The organism is Pseudomonas sp. GW823-FHT06E10 (genome assembly GCF_058794995.1).
This window is the reverse complement of record NZ_JBXAHJ010000012.1, coordinates 161,114-177,624: the sequence shown is the minus strand read 5'-3', so window position 1 is coordinate 177,624 and position 16,511 is coordinate 161,114. Positions and strand designations below refer to the sequence as shown.

Here is a 16,511-nt window from a genome sequence, read left to right as displayed (position 1 = left end):
ATGTACCAACTTTTCATCGAAGGCCTGCAACGCCTCGGCCGCGCGCTGATGCTGCCGATCGCGATCCTGCCGATTGCCGGCCTGCTGCTGCGCCTGGGCGATACCGATCTGCTGAACATCGCGATCATCCACGATGCCGGCCAGGTGATCTTCGCCAACCTGGCAATGATCTTCGCCATCGGTATCGCGGTCGGTTTCGCCAGGGACAACAACGGTACGGCGGGTCTGGCCGGGGTGATCGGTTACCTGGTGATGATTTCCACCCTCAAGGCGCTCGACCCGAGCATCAACATGGGCATGCTCGCCGGGATCGTCAGCGGCCTGATGGCCGGCGCGCTGTACAACCGCTTCAAGGATATCAAGCTGCCGGAATACCTGGCGTTCTTCGGTGGCCGACGGTTCGTGCCGATTGTCACCGGGTTCGCCGCCGTGGGGCTGGGTGTGGTGTTCGGCTACATCTGGCCGCCGATCCAGCACGGCATCAACAGCTTCGGCACACTGATGATGGAAAGCGGCAGCTTCGGCGCGTTCGTCTTCGGCCTGTTCAACCGCCTGCTGATCGTCACCGGCCTGCACCACATCCTCAACAACATGGCGTGGTTCGTGTTCGGCAACTTCACCGACCCCACCACCGGGGCGCTGGTGACTGGCGACCTGTCGCGCTACTTCGCCGGCGATCCGAAGGGTGGCCAGTTCATGACCGGCATGTTCCCGATGATGATCTTCGGCCTGCCCGCCGCGTGCCTGGCGATGTACCGCAACGCCCTGCCGGCACGGCGCAAGGTGATGGGCGGGATCTTCCTGTCGATGGCGTTGACCGCGTTCCTGACCGGCGTCACCGAGCCGATTGAATTCGCCTTCATGTTCCTCGCGCCGTTGCTGTTTGTGCTGCATGCGTTGCTGACCGGCCTGTCGATGGCCATCACCAATGCGCTGAACATCCACCTGGGGTTCACCTTCTCCGGCGGCTTCATCGACATGATCCTGGGCTGGGGCAAGTCCACCAACGGCTGGCTGGTGTTCCCGGTGGGCCTGGCGTATGCCGTGATCTATTACGTGGTGTTTGACTTCTGTATCCGCCGCTTCGACCTGAAGACACCGGGCCGCGAAACCAGCGCTGACGTCGAGCAGGTTGCCGTCGCCGACAATGAACGCGCCGGGGCATACATCAAGGCCTTGGGTGGTGCCGAAAACCTGATCACCGTCGGCGCCTGCACCACGCGCTTGCGCCTGGACATGGTGGATCGCAACAAAGCCTCGGATTCCGACTTGAAAGCGCTCGGTGCCATGGCCGTGGTGCGTCCGGGCAAGGGCGGGAGTTTGCAAGTGGTGGTGGGGCCAATGGCCGACGCGATTGCCGATGAGATTCGCCTGGCGATGCCTGCGCTAGGTCGCGCCATGGTGTCGTCACCGGCTGCAGAAATCGACGCGCCGCCACCTGCCGCCATGGCGACACCCGAGGCCCAGCAATGGCTCAATGCCCTGGGCGGCGGCGACAATGTGCTGCAACTCGATTGCGTGGCCATGACCCGCATCCGCCTGCAACTGGCCGATGGCAAGGCGTTGTCGGAGTTCGATTTGAAAGCGTTGGGTTGCCAGGGTGTAAGTCAGCTGGATGGCGGTATCTGGCATCTGCTGATTGGCGACAAGGCGCCGACCTTGAGTGATGCACTGGAGGTGTTGGTCAATCGCAGCGAGGTCAGTGCCAAGGTTTAGATCCTCGGTGCCTGATAGGCCGCCATCGCGAGCAAGTTCGCTCCCACAGTGGTCCGGTGTATGCAGATCCAATGTAGGAGCGAGCTTGCTCGCGATGAGGCCCTCACTGACGCCACAATAGTTTGGGCAACAAAAAACCCGCTGAAATCTCTTTCAGCGGGTTTTTCATTTCAGCACCGGAGAATCAGAAATCCTCCAGCCGCCACACTTCATAAGCCGGTGTCTCATAGGGATGGCTCTGTTTCAGAGCCGCCACTACCGAGCGAATCAACTCATCGGCCACCACCAGCTCAACCTTCCATTCCTCGACCTGTTCGACCTGCCCTGCCTCGCCAATGAACGGCTGGCTGCCGTCCAGTGGACGAAACTGGCCAGTGCCCAACACTTGCCATGCACAGTGGTCATAAGCACCGATTCGCCCACCACCGGCGGCGAATACGGCGCTTTTAACCACCTCGACATGACTGTCGGGAACAAAAAAGCTGAGCTTGTACACGGTGCTTAGTTCACCCACACACGAGCGTTACGGAACATACGCATCAACGGAGCATCTTCGTTCCAGTCATCCGAACGCCACGAGTTCTGCACGGCGCGGAACACACGCTCCGGGTGCGGCATCATGATGGTCACGCGACCGTCGCGGCTGGTCAAACCGGTGATCCCGCGCGGCGAGCCGTTCGGGTTGGCCGGGTAGCTTTCGGTGACCTTGCCGTGGTTGTCGACGAAACGCATCGCCACGCAACCCGACAGATCGGCTTCCAGCAGTGCTTCTTCGCTGGCGAACTCGGCATGGCCTTCACCGTGAGCAATGGCGATCGGCATGCGCGAACCGGCCATGCCTTGCAGGAAGATCGAGTTCGACTCCTGGATCTGCACCATGGCAACACGGGCCTCGAACTGCTCGGAGCGGTTGCGCACGAAGTGCGGCCAGAACTCGCTGCCCGGGATCAGCTCGTGCAGGTTGGACATCATCTGGCAACCGTTGCACACGCCGAGGGTGAAGCTGTCGTTGCGTTCGAAGAAGCCCTGGAACGCATCGCGGGCACGGCTGTTGAACAGCGCGGATTTCGCCCAGCCTTCACCGGCACCCAATACGTCGCCGTAAGAGAAGCCGCCGCAAGCGACCATGCCCTTGAACTCGTTCAGGTCGACCCGGCCGGCCAGAATGTCGCTCATGTGCACGTCGATCGCGTTGAAACCGGCGCGGTCGAACGCGGCAGCCATTTCCACCTGACCGTTGACGCCCTGCTCACGCAGTACGGCAACCTGTGGGCGAATGCCTTTCTTGATGTAAGGCGCGGCGATGTCCTGGTTGATGTCGTAGCTCAGCTTGACGCTCAGGCCCGGGTTTTCTTCTTCCAGCAGCACGTCGAACTCTTGCTCGGCGCAGTCGGCGTTATCACGCAGACGCTGGATCTGGTAGCTGGTCTCGGCCCACTGGCGTTGCAGCAGACGACGCTGGCCTTCGAACACAGTGTCACCGTTGAAGGTGATGCCGATCTCGCCATTGTTGATTGGCTGACCGATCACCGACACGCAGTCACCCAAGCCGGCAGCGCTGAACTGCGCGAGGATGTCCGGGGTCGCGTCCTGGCGAACCTGGATCACGGCACCCAGTTCTTCGTTGAACAGGATGGCGGCGATGTCGGCAGAGGTTTCTGCCAGACCGTCGAGGTTCAGGCTCAGGCCACAGTGACCGGCGAACGCCATCTCGACAACGCTGGTCAGCAGACCACCGTCGGAACGGTCGTGGTAAGCCAGCAGGTGGCCGTCGGCGTTGAGGCCCTGGATCACCGCGAAGAAGGCTTTGAGGTCTTCGGCGTCATCGACGTCCGGCGCCTGCTTGCCGAGCTTGCCGTGAACCTGCGCCAGGATCGAGGCGCCCATGCGGTTCTGGCCGCGGCCCAGGTCGATCAGGATCAGGTCGGTGGTGCCCTTGTCCATGCGCAGTTGCGGGGTCAGGGTCTGACGGATGTCAGTCACTGGCGCGAAACCGGTCACGATCAGGGACATCGGCGAAGTCACGGACTTGTCCACGCCTTCATCGTTCCAGCGGGTGGCCATGGACATCGAGTCCTTGCCCACAGGAATGGTGATGCCCAGCTCAGGGCACAACTCCATGCCGACCGCTTTCACGGTGTCGTACAGGCGTGCATCTTCACCCGGGTGACCGGCAGCCGACATCCAGTTCGCCGACAGTTTGATGTCGGAGATCTTGCCGATGCGCGAGGCCGCGATGTTGGTCAGGGTTTCGCCGATGGCCATGCGGCCCGACGCCGGAGCGTCCAGCAGTGCCAGCGGAGTACGCTCGCCCATCGCCATGGCTTCACCGGTGTAGACGTCGAAGCTGGTGGCGGTGACGGCAACGTCGGCCACCGGAACCTGCCACGGGCCGACCATCTGGTCACGGGCCACGAGGCCGGTGATGGTGCGGTCGCCGATGGTGATCAGGAAGCTCTTGCTCGCCACGGCCGGGTGATGCAGGACGCGCTCGACGCAATTGGCGATGTCGAGGGTCGACGGATCGAAATCGTCGCCCAGTTCGTTCTCGCGAACCACCGAACGGTGCATGCGCGGGGCTTTGCCCAGCAGCACTTCCAGCGGCATGTCCACCGGGCTGTTGCCGAAGTGGCTGTCGGTCACGGTCAGTTGTGGCTCGGCAGTGGCTTCACCAACGACGGCAAACGGGCAACGCTCACGTTCGCAGATCGCCTTGAAGCGCTCGAAATCCGCCGGGCCGACGGCCAGAACGTAACGTTCCTGGGATTCGTTGGACCAGATTTCGTGCGGGGCCATGCCCGGCTCGTCGTTTGGAATGTTGCGCAGTTCGAAACGGCCACCGCGGTCGCCGTCGTTGACCAGTTCCGGGAAGGCGTTGGACAGACCGCCCGCACCCACGTCGTGGATGAAGCTGATCGGGTTCTTGTCGCCCAGTTGCCAGCAACGGTCGATGACTTCCTGGCAGCGACGTTCCATTTCCGGGTTTTCGCGCTGTACGGAAGCGAAGTCCAGGTCTGCCGAGCTGGTGCCGGTGGCCATGGAGGAAGCCGCGCCGCCGCCCAGGCCGATCAGCATCGCCGGGCCGCCGAGCACGATCAGCTTGGAGCCGACGACGATCTCGCCTTTCTTGACGTGTTCTTCACGGATGTTGCCCATGCCGCCAGCCAGCATGATCGGCTTGTGGTAGCCGCGAACTTCGTCACCGTGCGGGGTGGTGATCGATTGTTCGAAGGTACGGAAGTAGCCGGTCAGTGCCGGACGACCGAATTCGTTGTTGAACGCAGCGCCGCCCAGCGGGCCTTCGATCATGATGTCCAGCGCGGTGACGATGCGCTCGGGCTTGCCGTACGGCACTTCCCACGGCTGTTCGAAGCCCGGGATCTGCAGGTTCGACACGGTGAAACCGGTCAGGCCAGCCTTCGGCTTGGCACCGCGACCGGTGGCGCCTTCGTCACGGATCTCGCCACCGGAACCGGTGGATGCGCCCGGGAACGGGGCAATCGCGGTAGGGTGGTTGTGGGTTTCAACCTTCATCAGGATGTGCACCGGCTCCTGCACCGCGCCGTACTGGCGGGTCTCAGGGTCCGGGAAGAAGCGACCGGCCACGGAGCCGACGATCACCGAAGCGTTGTCCTTATAAGCCGACAGAACGCCTTCGCTATGCATCACGTAGGTGTTCTTGATCATGCCGAACAGGCTTTTTTCCTGGCTCTCGCCGTCGATGTCCCAACTGGCGTTGAAGATCTTGTGACGGCAGTGCTCGGAGTTCGCCTGGGCGAACATCATCAGTTCGATGTCATGCGGGTTGCGCTTCAAGCCGACGAAGGCGTTGACCAGATAGTCGATCTCGTCTTCGGCCAGGGCCAGGCCCAGCTCGGTGTTGGCTTTTTCCAGCGCGGCGCGGCCGCCACCCAACACGTCGATGGCGGTCAGGGGTTTCGGTTCGGCGTGACTGAACAGGCCGGCGGCCTGCTCGAGGTTGCCCAGGACGATCTGGGTCATGCGGTCGTGCAGACCGTCGGCGATCAGCTGGGCTTCAGCATCGCTGAACTGGCCGGCCACGTAGAACGCGATGCCGCGTTCCAGGCGCTGGATTTTCGCCAGGCCACAGTTACGGGCGATGTCGCTGGCCTTGCTCGACCACGGCGAGATGGTGCCGAAACGCGGCAGCACCAGAAACAGACGACCGGTCGGTTCCTGTACCGGAACGCTTGGACCGTACTTCAGAAGGCGCGCGAGCACCTGCTGTTCGTCGCCGGTCAGGACGCCGGTAACTTCGGCGAAGTGAGCGAATTCAGCATACAGGCCGCTGACAGCCGGAACCTTCTGGCTCAGTTGCTCAAGGAGCTTGCTGTGGCGAAAGGCAGAAAGGGCAGGAGCGCCGCGCAGGATCAACATCTTCGGGACAGCCTCGGGAAGGGGTGTGCTTTGAGGCCGTGCATTCTAGCCTAAACAGCCCGCGACATCACCCGAAACGCTACGCACGGTTGCACTCGGGCGTCGATCTGTGTTTCTGCCTCGAAAGTCAGGTTAACCGGGCGTGCAGCAACAGCTTATTTTTACTGTAACAAAATGCAGGCAAGGCCCATTCCTGCGGGGTTTCGGCCGGTTTTGTGATCTCTAGCAGACAAGCCCCTCACTGTCGAGATATGGCGCTCGTGGTCCTTTGCGTATACTGCGCAGATGTTTTTCCCAACGGCTTTGCGTCCGCGGTACGCCAAATGGCTGATCGCAACCGGACTCTTCCTGATGCTCGGTGGCTGTGTTGATAAACCCAACACGCTCGAGCGCGTAAAGGAGGATGGTGTGCTGCGGGTGGTTACCCGAAACAGCCCCGCCACCTACTTTCAGGATCGCAACGGTGAGACCGGCTTCGAATACGAGCTGGTGAAGCGCTTCGCCGACGATCTGGGGGTCGAGCTCAAGATCGAGACCGCCGACAACCTCGATGACCTGTTCAACCAGGTCGGCAAGCCCAATGGCCCGGTGCTGGCGGCTGCCGGCCTGGTCAGCAGCGAAGAGCGCAAGAAGCAGGTGCGCTTCTCCCACTCCTACCTGGAAGTCACCCCGCAGATCATCTATCGCAACGGCCAGTCCCGGCCAACCGATGCGAAGGATCTGGTGGGCAAGAAGATCATGGTGCTCAAGGGCAGCACCCACGCCGAACAACTGGCGCAGCTGAAACAGAAGTTTCCCGGCATCGAATACGAAGAGTCTGACGCGGTCGAGGTCGTCGATCTCCTGCGCATGGTGGATGAAGGTCAGATCGACCTGACCCTGGTCGACTCCAACGAAGTGGCGATGAACCAGGTGTACTTCACCAACATCCGGGTCGCCTTCGACCTCGGCGACGCCAGCAACCAGAGCTGGGCCGTCGCCCCGGGTGACGACAACAGCCTGCTCAACGAAATCAACGATTACCTCGACAAGGTCAAGAAAAACGGCACCCTGCAACGCCTCAAGGACCGCTACTACGGGCATGTCGACGTCCTCGGCTACATGGGCGCCACCACGTTTGCCCAACACTTGCAGCAACGCCTGCCCAAGTACGAACAGCACTTCAAGGCCTACGCCAAGAAGGAGAAAGTCGACTGGCGCCTGCTGGCGGCCATCGGGTACCAGGAGTCGTTGTGGCAACCGACGGTCACGTCCAAGACCGGCGTGCGCGGCCTGATGATGCTGACCCAGAACACCGCGCAGGCCATGGGCGTGTCCAACCGCCTGGACCCCAGGCAGAGCATCATGGGCGGCGCCAAGTACCTGGCCTACATGAAAGACCAGCTCGACGACTCGATTCAGGAGCCGGACCGGACCTGGTTTGCCCTGGCGGCCTACAACGTCGGCAGCGGCCACCTGGATGACGCACGCAAACTGGCGGCCAAGGAAGGGTTGAACCCGGACAAATGGCTGGACGTGAAAAAGATCCTGCCGCGCCTGTCGGAAAAGAAGTGGTACAGCAAAACACGTTACGGCTACGCCCGTGGCGGCGAACCGGTGCATTTCGTGGCGAACATCCGTCGCTACTACGACATCCTGACCTGGGTCACGCAGCCGCAGCTTGAAGGCGACCAGGTCGCCGAGGGCAAACTGCTTGTTCCGGGGATCGACAAGAGCAAGCCGTCGCAGGAACCTGCCCCGCTCTGACAGCCACCCAACATCAAATGTGGGAGCGAGCTTGCTCGCGATGAGGCCCTGTCAGTCACATCAATTGTGTCTGTCAGACCGCTATCGCGAGCAAGCTCGCTCCCACAGGGTTTTGTGTTGGTTTTAAGCCTTGGCAGCCGCCGTCAGAATCAGCGCCTTCATCTCCGAAACAGCCGACTTGAAGCCAACGAACAGCGCATGGGCCACCAGCGCATGGCCGATGTTCAGTTCGTTGATGCCCTTGATCGCCGCCACGGCTTCAACGTTGTGATAGTGCAGGCCATGGCCGGCATTGACGATCAGGCCCTGGGCCAGACCGAAGGCCACGCCATCGGCTACACGCTTGAGTTCTTCGGCGACTTCGGTCGGCGTCTCGGCATCGGCATAACGCCCGGTGTGCAACTCGATGGCTGGCGCGCCGACACGACGGGAGGCTTCGATCTGGCGCTCATCGGCGTCAATGAACAGCGACACTTCGGAGCCGATCTTCGACAGACGCTCGACCGCCGCCTTGATCCGCGCCTCCTGCCCCGCCACATCCAGGCCACCTTCGGTGGTCAGCTCCTGACGGGTTTCCGGCACCAGGCAAATGTGCGCCGGGCGGATGCGCTCGGCGAACAACATCATTTCTTCGGTGACACCCATTTCGAAGTTCATGCGGGTTTGCAGCACGTCCTTGAGCAGCAGAACGTCGCGCTCCTGAATGTGCCGACGGTCTTCGCGCAGGTGCACGGTGATGCCGTCGGCGCCCGCCTCTTCCGCGTCCAGTGCAGCCTTGACCGGGTCCGGGTAACGGGTGCCCCGGGCCTGACGCAGGGTGGCAACGTGGTCGATGTTCACGCCAAGAAGAATACGGGTGCTGGTGGTCACGGAAGCGCTCCAGATGAAGAGAAAGTTCGGTGCACAGCATACGGTGTGATCAGGGCTTGCGAAACAGCTCGCGACTGACAAGTGGACGGCCGCCCAGGTGAACGGCCAACGCCTGGCGCATCAAGCGCTTGGCGGCAGACAGAGCGCCGGGGGCAGACCAGTCGGCTTCAGCCATGGCCAGCAATTCGGTGCCGTTGAACAGGCCCGGTTGCAGCAGGTAGACACGTTCAAGCCCGGCATCCACTTGCAAACGGTAGAGGCCGTCCGGCGCGATGGGCTGATCATGAATATCAGTCGTCAGGGAAAAACCGTAGCCGAGGTCATCGAGCAAGCGCCATTCGAAGGAGCGCAGCAAGGGCTCCAGAGCACGACCTTCAGCCAGCGCCAGCAAAGTCGCAGCGTAGTGATCGAATACACCGGGATGAGGATCTTCGGCGGGCAACAGGCGAATCAGCAATTCATTGAGGTAAAGACCGCTGAACAGCGCCTCGCCATTGAGCCAGGTGGAGATGCCAGCACTCTCCATGCGCCCGACATTCTTCAGCTCGCCCTTGCCCCGGAACTCGACTTCCAATGGCACGAACGGCCGCGCCAGTGTCCCGGCCTTGCCCCGTGCACTGCGCAACACCGCCCGCAGCCGACCTTGCGGCGTGAGGAAGTCCACCAGCGCGCTGTTTTCACGGTAGGCGCGGGAGTGCAGGACATAGGCGGGTTGGGGGATGGGTTGGGACATGGAAATCGCCGATCTCAATGAAGGAGCGCAGTTTTACATACAACCTGAAACCAATGTGGGAGCGAGCTTGCTCGCGATGAGGGCCTGATATTCAACATCAATGTTGACTGACAGACCGCTATCGCGAGCAAGCTCGCTCCCACAGGGGATCATTGTTGATCCGAAAAACGTATTACAGGTCGCCGTAACCCAACGAACGCAATGCACGCTCGTCATCGGACCAGCCACCCTTAACCTTGACCCACAGGTTGAGCATGATCTTGGAGTCGAACAGCAGCTCCATGTCCTTGCGCGCCTCGGTGCCGATGCGCTTGATGCGCTCGCCCTTGTCGCCAATGATGATTTTCTTCTGGCCATCGCGTTCGACGAGGATCAAGGCATGGATGTGCAGGGTCTTGCCCTGCTGCTTGAACTCTTCGATTTCAACGGTGATCTGGTACGGCAGCTCGGCGCCCATCTGGCGCATGATTTTCTCGCGCACCAGCTCGGCGGCGAGGAAACGGCTGCTGCGGTCGGTGATCTGGTCTTCCGGGAAGAAGTGATCGTTTTCCGGCAGGTGCTCGGCAATCACGCGTTCCAGTGCATCGAGGTTATGCCCGTGCTGTGCGGAAATCGGGATGATCTGCGCATTCGGCAACTGCTCCTGCAACCAGCTCAGGTGCGGCATCAGCTCGGCCTTGTCTTCGATGCGGTCGGTCTTGTTCAACGCCACGATCAGCGGGCCGGTCACGTACTGGACGCGCTCGAGAACCATCTGGTCTTCTTCGGTCCACTTGGTGCGGTCGACCACGAAGATCACCACGTCGACGTCTTTCAGCGCCGCCGAAGCAGTCTTGTTCATGTAGCGGTTCAGGGCCTTTTCGCCGCCCTTGTGCATACCAGGGGTGTCGACGTAGATCGCCTGCACATCGCCCTCGGTCTTGATACCGAGCATGTTGTGACGGGTGGTTTGCGGTTTGCGCGAGGTGATCGCCAGCTTCTGACCCAGGATGTGGTTCAGCAACGTGGACTTGCCCACGTTCGGACGGCCGACGATGGCAACATAGCCACAGCGAGTTGCGTTTGTATCAGTCATTGCCATTCTCCACACCCAGGGCAATCAGTGCTGCGGCGGCCGCTACCTGTTCGGCAATACGACGACTCACACCCTGACCTCGGCTTTTTTCATTCAGTAAGATGATTTCGCATTCGACGAAGAACGTCCGGCAATGCGGCTCACCCTGGATATCCACCACTTCGTAACGCGGCAGCTCACAACCACGGGACTGCAGGAACTCTTGCAGGCGGGTCTTTGGATCTTTGTTGGTGTCGACCAGCGTCAGGCCTTCGAACTCGCCGGCCAGCCAGGCGAGCACACGCTCGCGGGCCATTTCCATGCCAGCATCGAGGTAGATCGCACCGATCAGCGCTTCGAGGGCATCGGCCAGAATCGACTCGCGACGGAAACCGCCGCTTTTCAGCTCGCCCGAGCCCAGACGCAGGTATTCGCCCAGATCGAAACCACGGGCCAGTACGGCCAGGGTCTCACCTTTGACCAGACGTGCGCGCAAACGCGACAACTGGCCTTCGCGAGCCAGCGGGAAGCGCTCGAACAACGCCTCGCCGGCGACGAAGTTGAGAATGGCGTCACCGAGGAATTCCAGGCGTTCGTTGTTACGCCCGGCAAAGCTGCGGTGAGTCAGGGCCAGGACCATCAGTTCCTGATCCTTGAAGGTGTAGCCGAGCTGACGCTCTAGACGGCTTAAGGAGACGCTCACGGTTTACCCACGCTGAGTTCGTGGCTGGATTCCACCGCCATCGCCGTAAGTTGGCGCAGGCTTGGGACAATTAAAGCTGTGTTCAAAAATAACGTCCTGAATATCATTGTTTTCATGCCTCTGGCGCCCATTGTGCCGGCTCCAGAAATGCATTCGGCGCTGTGTTCAACAGCGCCGTGTCTGATTACTTGATCAGGCCAACCCGCGAGAAATTCGGCAGGTGGCTGAGTTTGGGTTCCGGCCAGCTCATCCAGACCGCAAAGGCCTTGCCGACGATATTCTTGTCGGGAACCATGCCCAGCAGATCCTTGGGAATGTTCGGATCATCCCAGTAGCGACTGTCGTTCGAGTTGTCGCGGTTGTCGCCCATCATGAAGTAGTGCCCGGCCGGCACGGTCCACGAATGGTCCGGCATTGCGCGGTAGCGGCTCATTTCCTTGCGGATCATGTGCTCGGCCACACCGAGTTTTTCCTTGTAGAGCTCAGCGCTGCCCAGCGTGCCCGGCTCGGAGCCGACCAGTTGCTCGGCAATCGATTGACCGTTGACGAACAGGCGCTTGTCGGCGGTGTAGCGAACCGTGTCGCCCGGCAAACCAACCACACGCTTGATGTAGTTGACGTTCGGGTCGCTCGGGTAGCGAAACACCATCACATCGCCGCGCTGCGGATCACCGACTTCGATGACTTTCTTGTCGATCACCGGCAAGCGGATCCCGTAGGAAAACTTGCTCACCAGGATGAAGTCGCCGACATCCAGGGTTGGCTTCATCGAACCGGAAGGAATCTGGAACGGTTCCACCAGGAACGAACGCAGCACCAGCACGATGAACAACACCGGGAAGAACGACTTGCCGTATTCAACCAGCAGCGGCTCTTTGTTCAGCTTCTCGACCACGACCATGTCAGGCTGGCTGACGCTGCCCTGATAGGAAGCGATGGCGGCACGCCGACGCGGGGCCAGGATCAACAGATCGAGCAACGCCAACAGGCCGCAGACGAACACGGCGATGACCAGCAACAGCGGGAAATTTAGCGACATAGGACCTAACTATCCAACCTGAGCACTGCAAGGAAGGCTTCCTGTGGAATCTCCACGTTGCCGACCTGCTTCATGCGTTTCTTACCGGCCTTTTGCTTCTCCAGCAGTTTCTTCTTACGGCTGACGTCACCACCGTAGCATTTGGCCAATACGTTCTTTCTGAGCGCCTTGACGGTTGTCCGCGCCACAATCTGCCCGCCAATGGCGGCCTGGATTGCCACGTCGAACATCTGCCGCGGAATCAGTTCTTTCATCTTCTCGGTCAACTGGCGACCTTTGTAGTGCGAGTTGTCACGGTGCACGATCAGCGCCAGGGCGTCGACCTTGTCACCGTTGATCAGCACGTCCAGTTTCACCAGGCTAGCCGATTGATAACGATCGAAATGGTAGTCCAGCGAAGCATAGCCGCGGCTGGTGGATTTCAGACGGTCGAAGAAGTCCAGCACCACTTCGTTCATCGGCAGGTCGTAGGTCACTTGTACCTGGGAGCCGAGGAACAGCATGTCAACCTGCACACCACGTTTTTCGATGCACAGGGTAATGACGTTGCCCAGGTGCTCTTGCGGCACAAGAATATTGGCCCGCACGATCGGCTCACGCATGTCTTCGATCGAGGACAGGTCCGGGAGCTTCGACGGGTTATCGACGTAGATCGTCTCGCCGGTCTTGAGCAGCAGCTCGAAGATTACCGTCGGCGCCGTGGTGATCAGGTCCAGGTTGTACTCGCGCTCCAGGCGCTCCTGGATGATTTCCATGTGCAGCATGCCGAGGAAGCCGCAACGGAAGCCGAAGCCCAGTGCGTCAGAGCTTTCCGGCGTGTATTGCAGCGACGAGTCGTTCAGGGTGAGCTTTTGCAGCGCTTCGCGGAAATCTTCGAAGTCGTCGGAGCTGACCGGGAACAGACCGGCGTAAACCTGCGGCTGAATACGTTTGAAGCCTGGCAGTACATCAACGTCCGGCGTCGAGCTCAAGGTCAGGGTGTCGCCCACTGGCGCACCGTGAATGTCCTTGATGCTGGCGATGATGAAGCCCACTTCACCGGCCTTGAGGTCAGCGGTAGGGGTGTGCTTCGGGTTGAATACACCGACGCTGTCTACCAGGTGGATCTTGCCGGTGGACTTGACCAGGATCTTGTCGCCCTTCTTCACACGACCGTGGCGCACGCGTACCAGGGAAACAACACCCAGGTAGTTGTCGAACCAGGAGTCGATGATCAACGCTTGCAGCGGATCTTCGTAGTTGCCGGTCGGTGCAGGAATGGTGGCGACCAGGCGCTCGAGCACTTCGTCGACGCCCAGGCCGGTCTTGGCCGAACACTCGACCGCATCGGTGGCATCGATGCCGATGATTTTTTCGATTTCTTCTTTAACACGGTCCGGATCGGCCTGTGGCAGGTCGATCTTGTTCAGCACCGGCATCACTTCCAGGCCCTGCTCGATGGCCGTGTAGCAGTTGGCAACCGACTGTGCTTCAACGCCTTGACCGGCATCGACCACCAACAGCGCGCCTTCACAGGCAGCCAGCGAACGGCTCACCTCATAGGTGAAGTCAACGTGGCCGGGGGTATCAATGAAGTTCAGCTGGTAGTTGATACCGTCGCGAGCCTTGTAATACAGGGTGACGCTGTGCGCCTTGATGGTGATCCCGCGTTCACGCTCGAGGTCCATGGAGTCCAGGACCTGGGCTTCCATTTCGCGCTCGGCGAGGCCGCCACACATCTGGATGAAGCGATCGGCCAGCGTCGACTTGCCATGGTCAATGTGGGCGATGATGGAGAAATTGCGGATATGACTCAAATCACTCACGGATCAACACTCAAAAAGGCTGCAGGCATAGCCCGCCGAAAAATAGCCGGGAATTGTACCTGATCCACGGCGCAAGCGTCACGTTCGCAGGTCAGACGGCGCCTACAAAAACGCCCCGGTCTTGCGACAAGGGCGTTTTTTAACGTCAAAGCGGTCGGAAAATGCCCGCCATCAGCCAGCTCGACGCAACAGCCAGAGCCCCGCCACGGCACAAACGCCCGCCGGCACCAGCACCGAAAGCAACGGCGGGAAGCCGAACACCTGGCTCGAAGGCCCCAGCAGATCCTGAACGATGCGGAAGGTGAAGCCCACCAGCACGCCGGTGAACACCCGTTGACCCAGGGTCACCGAGCGCAGCGGACCAAAGATGAAGGAAATCGCCATCAACACCAGAGCGGCAGTCACCAGCGGCTGCAACACCTTGACCCAAAATGCCAGCCAGTAGCGGCCATTGTTCAGCCCCTGGTCCGCCAGATAGTGGATGTAACTCCACAGGCCACTGATCGACAGCGACTCGGGCACCATGATCACGGTGTTCAGCAACTGCGGACTCAACGCAACGTCCCAGCGCTCTTGCGGGGTCGAAACCACTTCGGTGCTGCGCTCGTGGAACAGCGTGGTCGTGACATCCGACAACTGCCAGTGATCGTTTTCGAAGTTGGCACGCTTGGCGAAACTCGCCGACAGCATGTGCCGCTCTTTGTCGAAGCGATAACGGGTCACGCCATACAGGATGCCGTTGGGTTGTACCGAGTTGACGTGAATGAACTCATCACCCTGGCGGTGCCACAAGCCGTGCCTGGCGCTTTGTGCATCACCGCTGCCCTGGGCCAGCGAGCGATTGGCCTGTGCGGCGGTTTCAGCGGGCGGAGCGACGTACTCGCCGACCAGCACGCCGGCCAGCATCAATACCAGCATTGGCTTCATGACCGCCCAGACGATCCGGCCGATCGACACACCGGCGGCGCGCATGATGGTCAGCTCACTGTTGCTGGCCAGGCTCCCCAGACCGATCAGGCAGCCGATCAGCGCAGCCATCGGCAGCATTTCGTACATCCGGCGCGGAGCGGTCAACAACACATAACTCAGCACATCGACCAGGGTGTAGGTATCGCTGATTTCCCCCATCTCGTCGATGAAGGCAAACAGTGTCGCCAGACCAAGAATGATCCCGAGCACCGCCAGGATCGCCATGAACACACTGCTACCAATGTAGCGATCAAGCTTAACCACGGGCCACCTCCAGCGCGCTGCGGCGACTCGCCCTCTTCAAGCTCAAGGGTTCCCAGTAGAGCAAGCCCAGGCCGATGGACAGGAAAATCCCGTGCACCCACCACAAGCCAAACACCGCAGGGATCTTGCCCTTGTCGAGGGCACCACGGGCGGCAATCAGAATGCTCAGGTAAGCCATATAAAGAAGAATCGCCGGCAGTAACTTGAGGAATCGGCCCTGACGCGGGTTGACCCGTGACAGCGGCACCGCCATCAAGGTCACGATGAACACCAGCAACGGCAGAGACATGCGCCATTGCAGCTCGGCGCGCATGCGAATGTCGTCACTGCCGATCAATGTACGGGTCGGCATTGCGTCACGGTCGGTGACTTCGTCACTGACTTCCGGTTTTGGCAGCAACACACCGTACTCGTCATACTTGATCGCCCGGTAGTCGGCCTGCCCCGGACTACCGTCATAGCGATAGCCGTTATCAAGGATCAGGTAGCGGTTGCCGTCCGGACGAATTTCCTGGCGCCCCTTTTCCGCCACCAGCACAGAAATCCCGCGATCCTTGTTATTGGAACTGATGTTTTTTTGCGAGATGAACACACCACCCAGATTGACGCGGTCATCGGACATGCTCTCGGTGTAGGTGACCCGGGTGCCGTCACGCAAAGCCTGGAAACGCCCTGGCTCCAGGGTATCGAATTCGGTCAGGGCATCCTGCTTGTTCAGCAGCAACTGAAACTGATTGGCCCCCTGTGGCGCCAGGCTCAGGCTCAGCCACGCCACGACGAGCGCAACCAGGGTGGCCGGGAACAGCGTCATGCAAAACAGCCGCTGCTGGCTCATGCCCGTGGCCGAGAGCACGGTCATTTCGCTTTCGAGGTACAGGCGACCGTAGGACAACAGGATCCCGAGAAACAGCCCCAGCGGCAGGATCAGCTGGAGGAAGCCCGGCAGGCGATAGCCCATGATCAGGAACAACGACCCCGGATCCAGCAGGCCCGAAGCCGCCTGGGCGAGGTATTTGATGAAGCGACCGCTCATGATGATGACCAGCAGCACGGCACTGACGGCGCTCAAGGTCAACAGGACTTCGCGGGATAGATAACGGAAGACGATCAAACCAGACACTCCAGGGTTGTCAGGCTAAGGCGGCCGAACAAGCAAACGTATCGGACAGCCCGCAAGGCAGAGCCGCCGAAAAAAGATGGCGCATTATCCTGTG

At 60.6% G+C, this 16,511-nt stretch carries 12 protein-coding genes; 2 read left to right on the top strand and 10 right to left on the bottom strand.

Going from position 1 to position 16,511, the window contains the following annotated elements; translation table 11 throughout:
- Positions 1–1,716, top strand: a complete 1,716-nt coding sequence (gene nagE, locus AC1Q6Y_RS20095; protein WP_492625029.1) for an N-acetylglucosamine-specific PTS transporter subunit IIBC — start codon at positions 1–3, stop codon at positions 1,714–1,716.
- 184 nt (positions 1,717–1,900) lie between these two features.
- On the opposite strand, the gene AC1Q6Y_RS20090 is transcribed toward nagE, so the two are convergent.
- Both AC1Q6Y_RS20090 and purL read right to left on the bottom strand, forming a co-directional pair.
- Positions 1,901–2,212, bottom strand: a complete 312-nt coding sequence (locus tag AC1Q6Y_RS20090; protein ID WP_057716278.1) for a YqfO family protein — start codon at positions 2,210–2,212, stop codon at positions 1,901–1,903.
- 5 nt (positions 2,213–2,217) lie between these two features.
- Complete coding sequence (purL, locus tag AC1Q6Y_RS20085) at positions 2,218–6,114, bottom strand: phosphoribosylformylglycinamidine synthase (protein ID WP_218494992.1); 3,897 nt, start codon at positions 6,112–6,114, stop codon at positions 2,218–2,220.
- 285 nt (positions 6,115–6,399) lie between these two features.
- On the opposite strand from purL, the gene mltF reads away from it, so the two are divergent.
- Positions 6,400–7,860, top strand: a complete 1,461-nt coding sequence (gene mltF, locus AC1Q6Y_RS20080; RefSeq protein WP_079246808.1) for a membrane-bound lytic murein transglycosylase MltF — start codon at positions 6,400–6,402, stop codon at positions 7,858–7,860.
- A gap of 123 nt (positions 7,861–7,983) precedes the next feature.
- Here mltF and pdxJ read toward each other — a convergent pair whose 3' ends face one another.
- The 8 genes from pdxJ to lptF all read right to left on the bottom strand — a co-directional run bounded on the left by pdxJ (position 7,984) and on the right by lptF (position 16,408).
- Positions 7,984–8,730, bottom strand: coding sequence for a pyridoxine 5'-phosphate synthase (gene pdxJ, locus AC1Q6Y_RS20075; RefSeq protein ID WP_057716280.1), 747 nt, complete (start codon positions 8,728–8,730; stop codon positions 7,984–7,986).
- Positions 8,731–8,779: 49 nt separating this feature from the next.
- Positions 8,780–9,463, bottom strand: coding sequence for a DNA repair protein RecO (gene recO, locus AC1Q6Y_RS20070; RefSeq protein ID WP_492625028.1), 684 nt, complete (start codon positions 9,461–9,463; stop codon positions 8,780–8,782).
- A 172-nt stretch (positions 9,464–9,635) separates the two neighbouring features.
- Positions 9,636–10,538, bottom strand: a complete 903-nt coding sequence (era, locus tag AC1Q6Y_RS20065; RefSeq protein ID WP_007973959.1) for a GTPase Era — start codon at positions 10,536–10,538, stop codon at positions 9,636–9,638.
- On the bottom strand, positions 10,531–11,220 hold the full coding sequence (gene rnc / locus AC1Q6Y_RS20060) for a ribonuclease III (protein ID WP_008053221.1): 690 nt from the start codon (positions 11,218–11,220) through the stop codon (positions 10,531–10,533). Before rnc ends, era begins: the two co-directional genes overlap by 8 nt.
- A gap of 184 nt (positions 11,221–11,404) precedes the next feature.
- A complete protein-coding gene (lepB, locus tag AC1Q6Y_RS20055) occupies positions 11,405–12,259 on the bottom strand; it encodes a signal peptidase I (protein ID WP_057716283.1) in 855 nt (284 codons plus the stop codon).
- A gap of 5 nt (positions 12,260–12,264) precedes the next feature.
- A complete protein-coding gene (gene lepA, locus AC1Q6Y_RS20050; RefSeq protein WP_008053223.1) occupies positions 12,265–14,064 on the bottom strand; it encodes a translation elongation factor 4 in 1,800 nt (599 codons plus the stop codon).
- Positions 14,065–14,235: 171 nt separating this feature from the next.
- The gene (gene lptG, locus AC1Q6Y_RS20045) at positions 14,236–15,297 is read right to left on the bottom strand and encodes an LPS export ABC transporter permease LptG (RefSeq protein ID WP_057716284.1); all 1,062 of its coding nucleotides are present in this window, start codon (positions 15,295–15,297) and stop codon (positions 14,236–14,238) included.
- Positions 15,290–16,408 carry an LPS export ABC transporter permease LptF gene (gene lptF / locus AC1Q6Y_RS20040; protein WP_057716285.1) on the bottom strand — a complete coding sequence of 373 codons (1,119 nt, stop codon included), beginning with the start codon at positions 16,406–16,408 and terminating at the stop codon, positions 15,290–15,292. The genes lptG and lptF overlap by 8 nt, the downstream gene beginning before the upstream one ends.
- Positions 16,409–16,511: the final 103 nt, after the last annotated feature.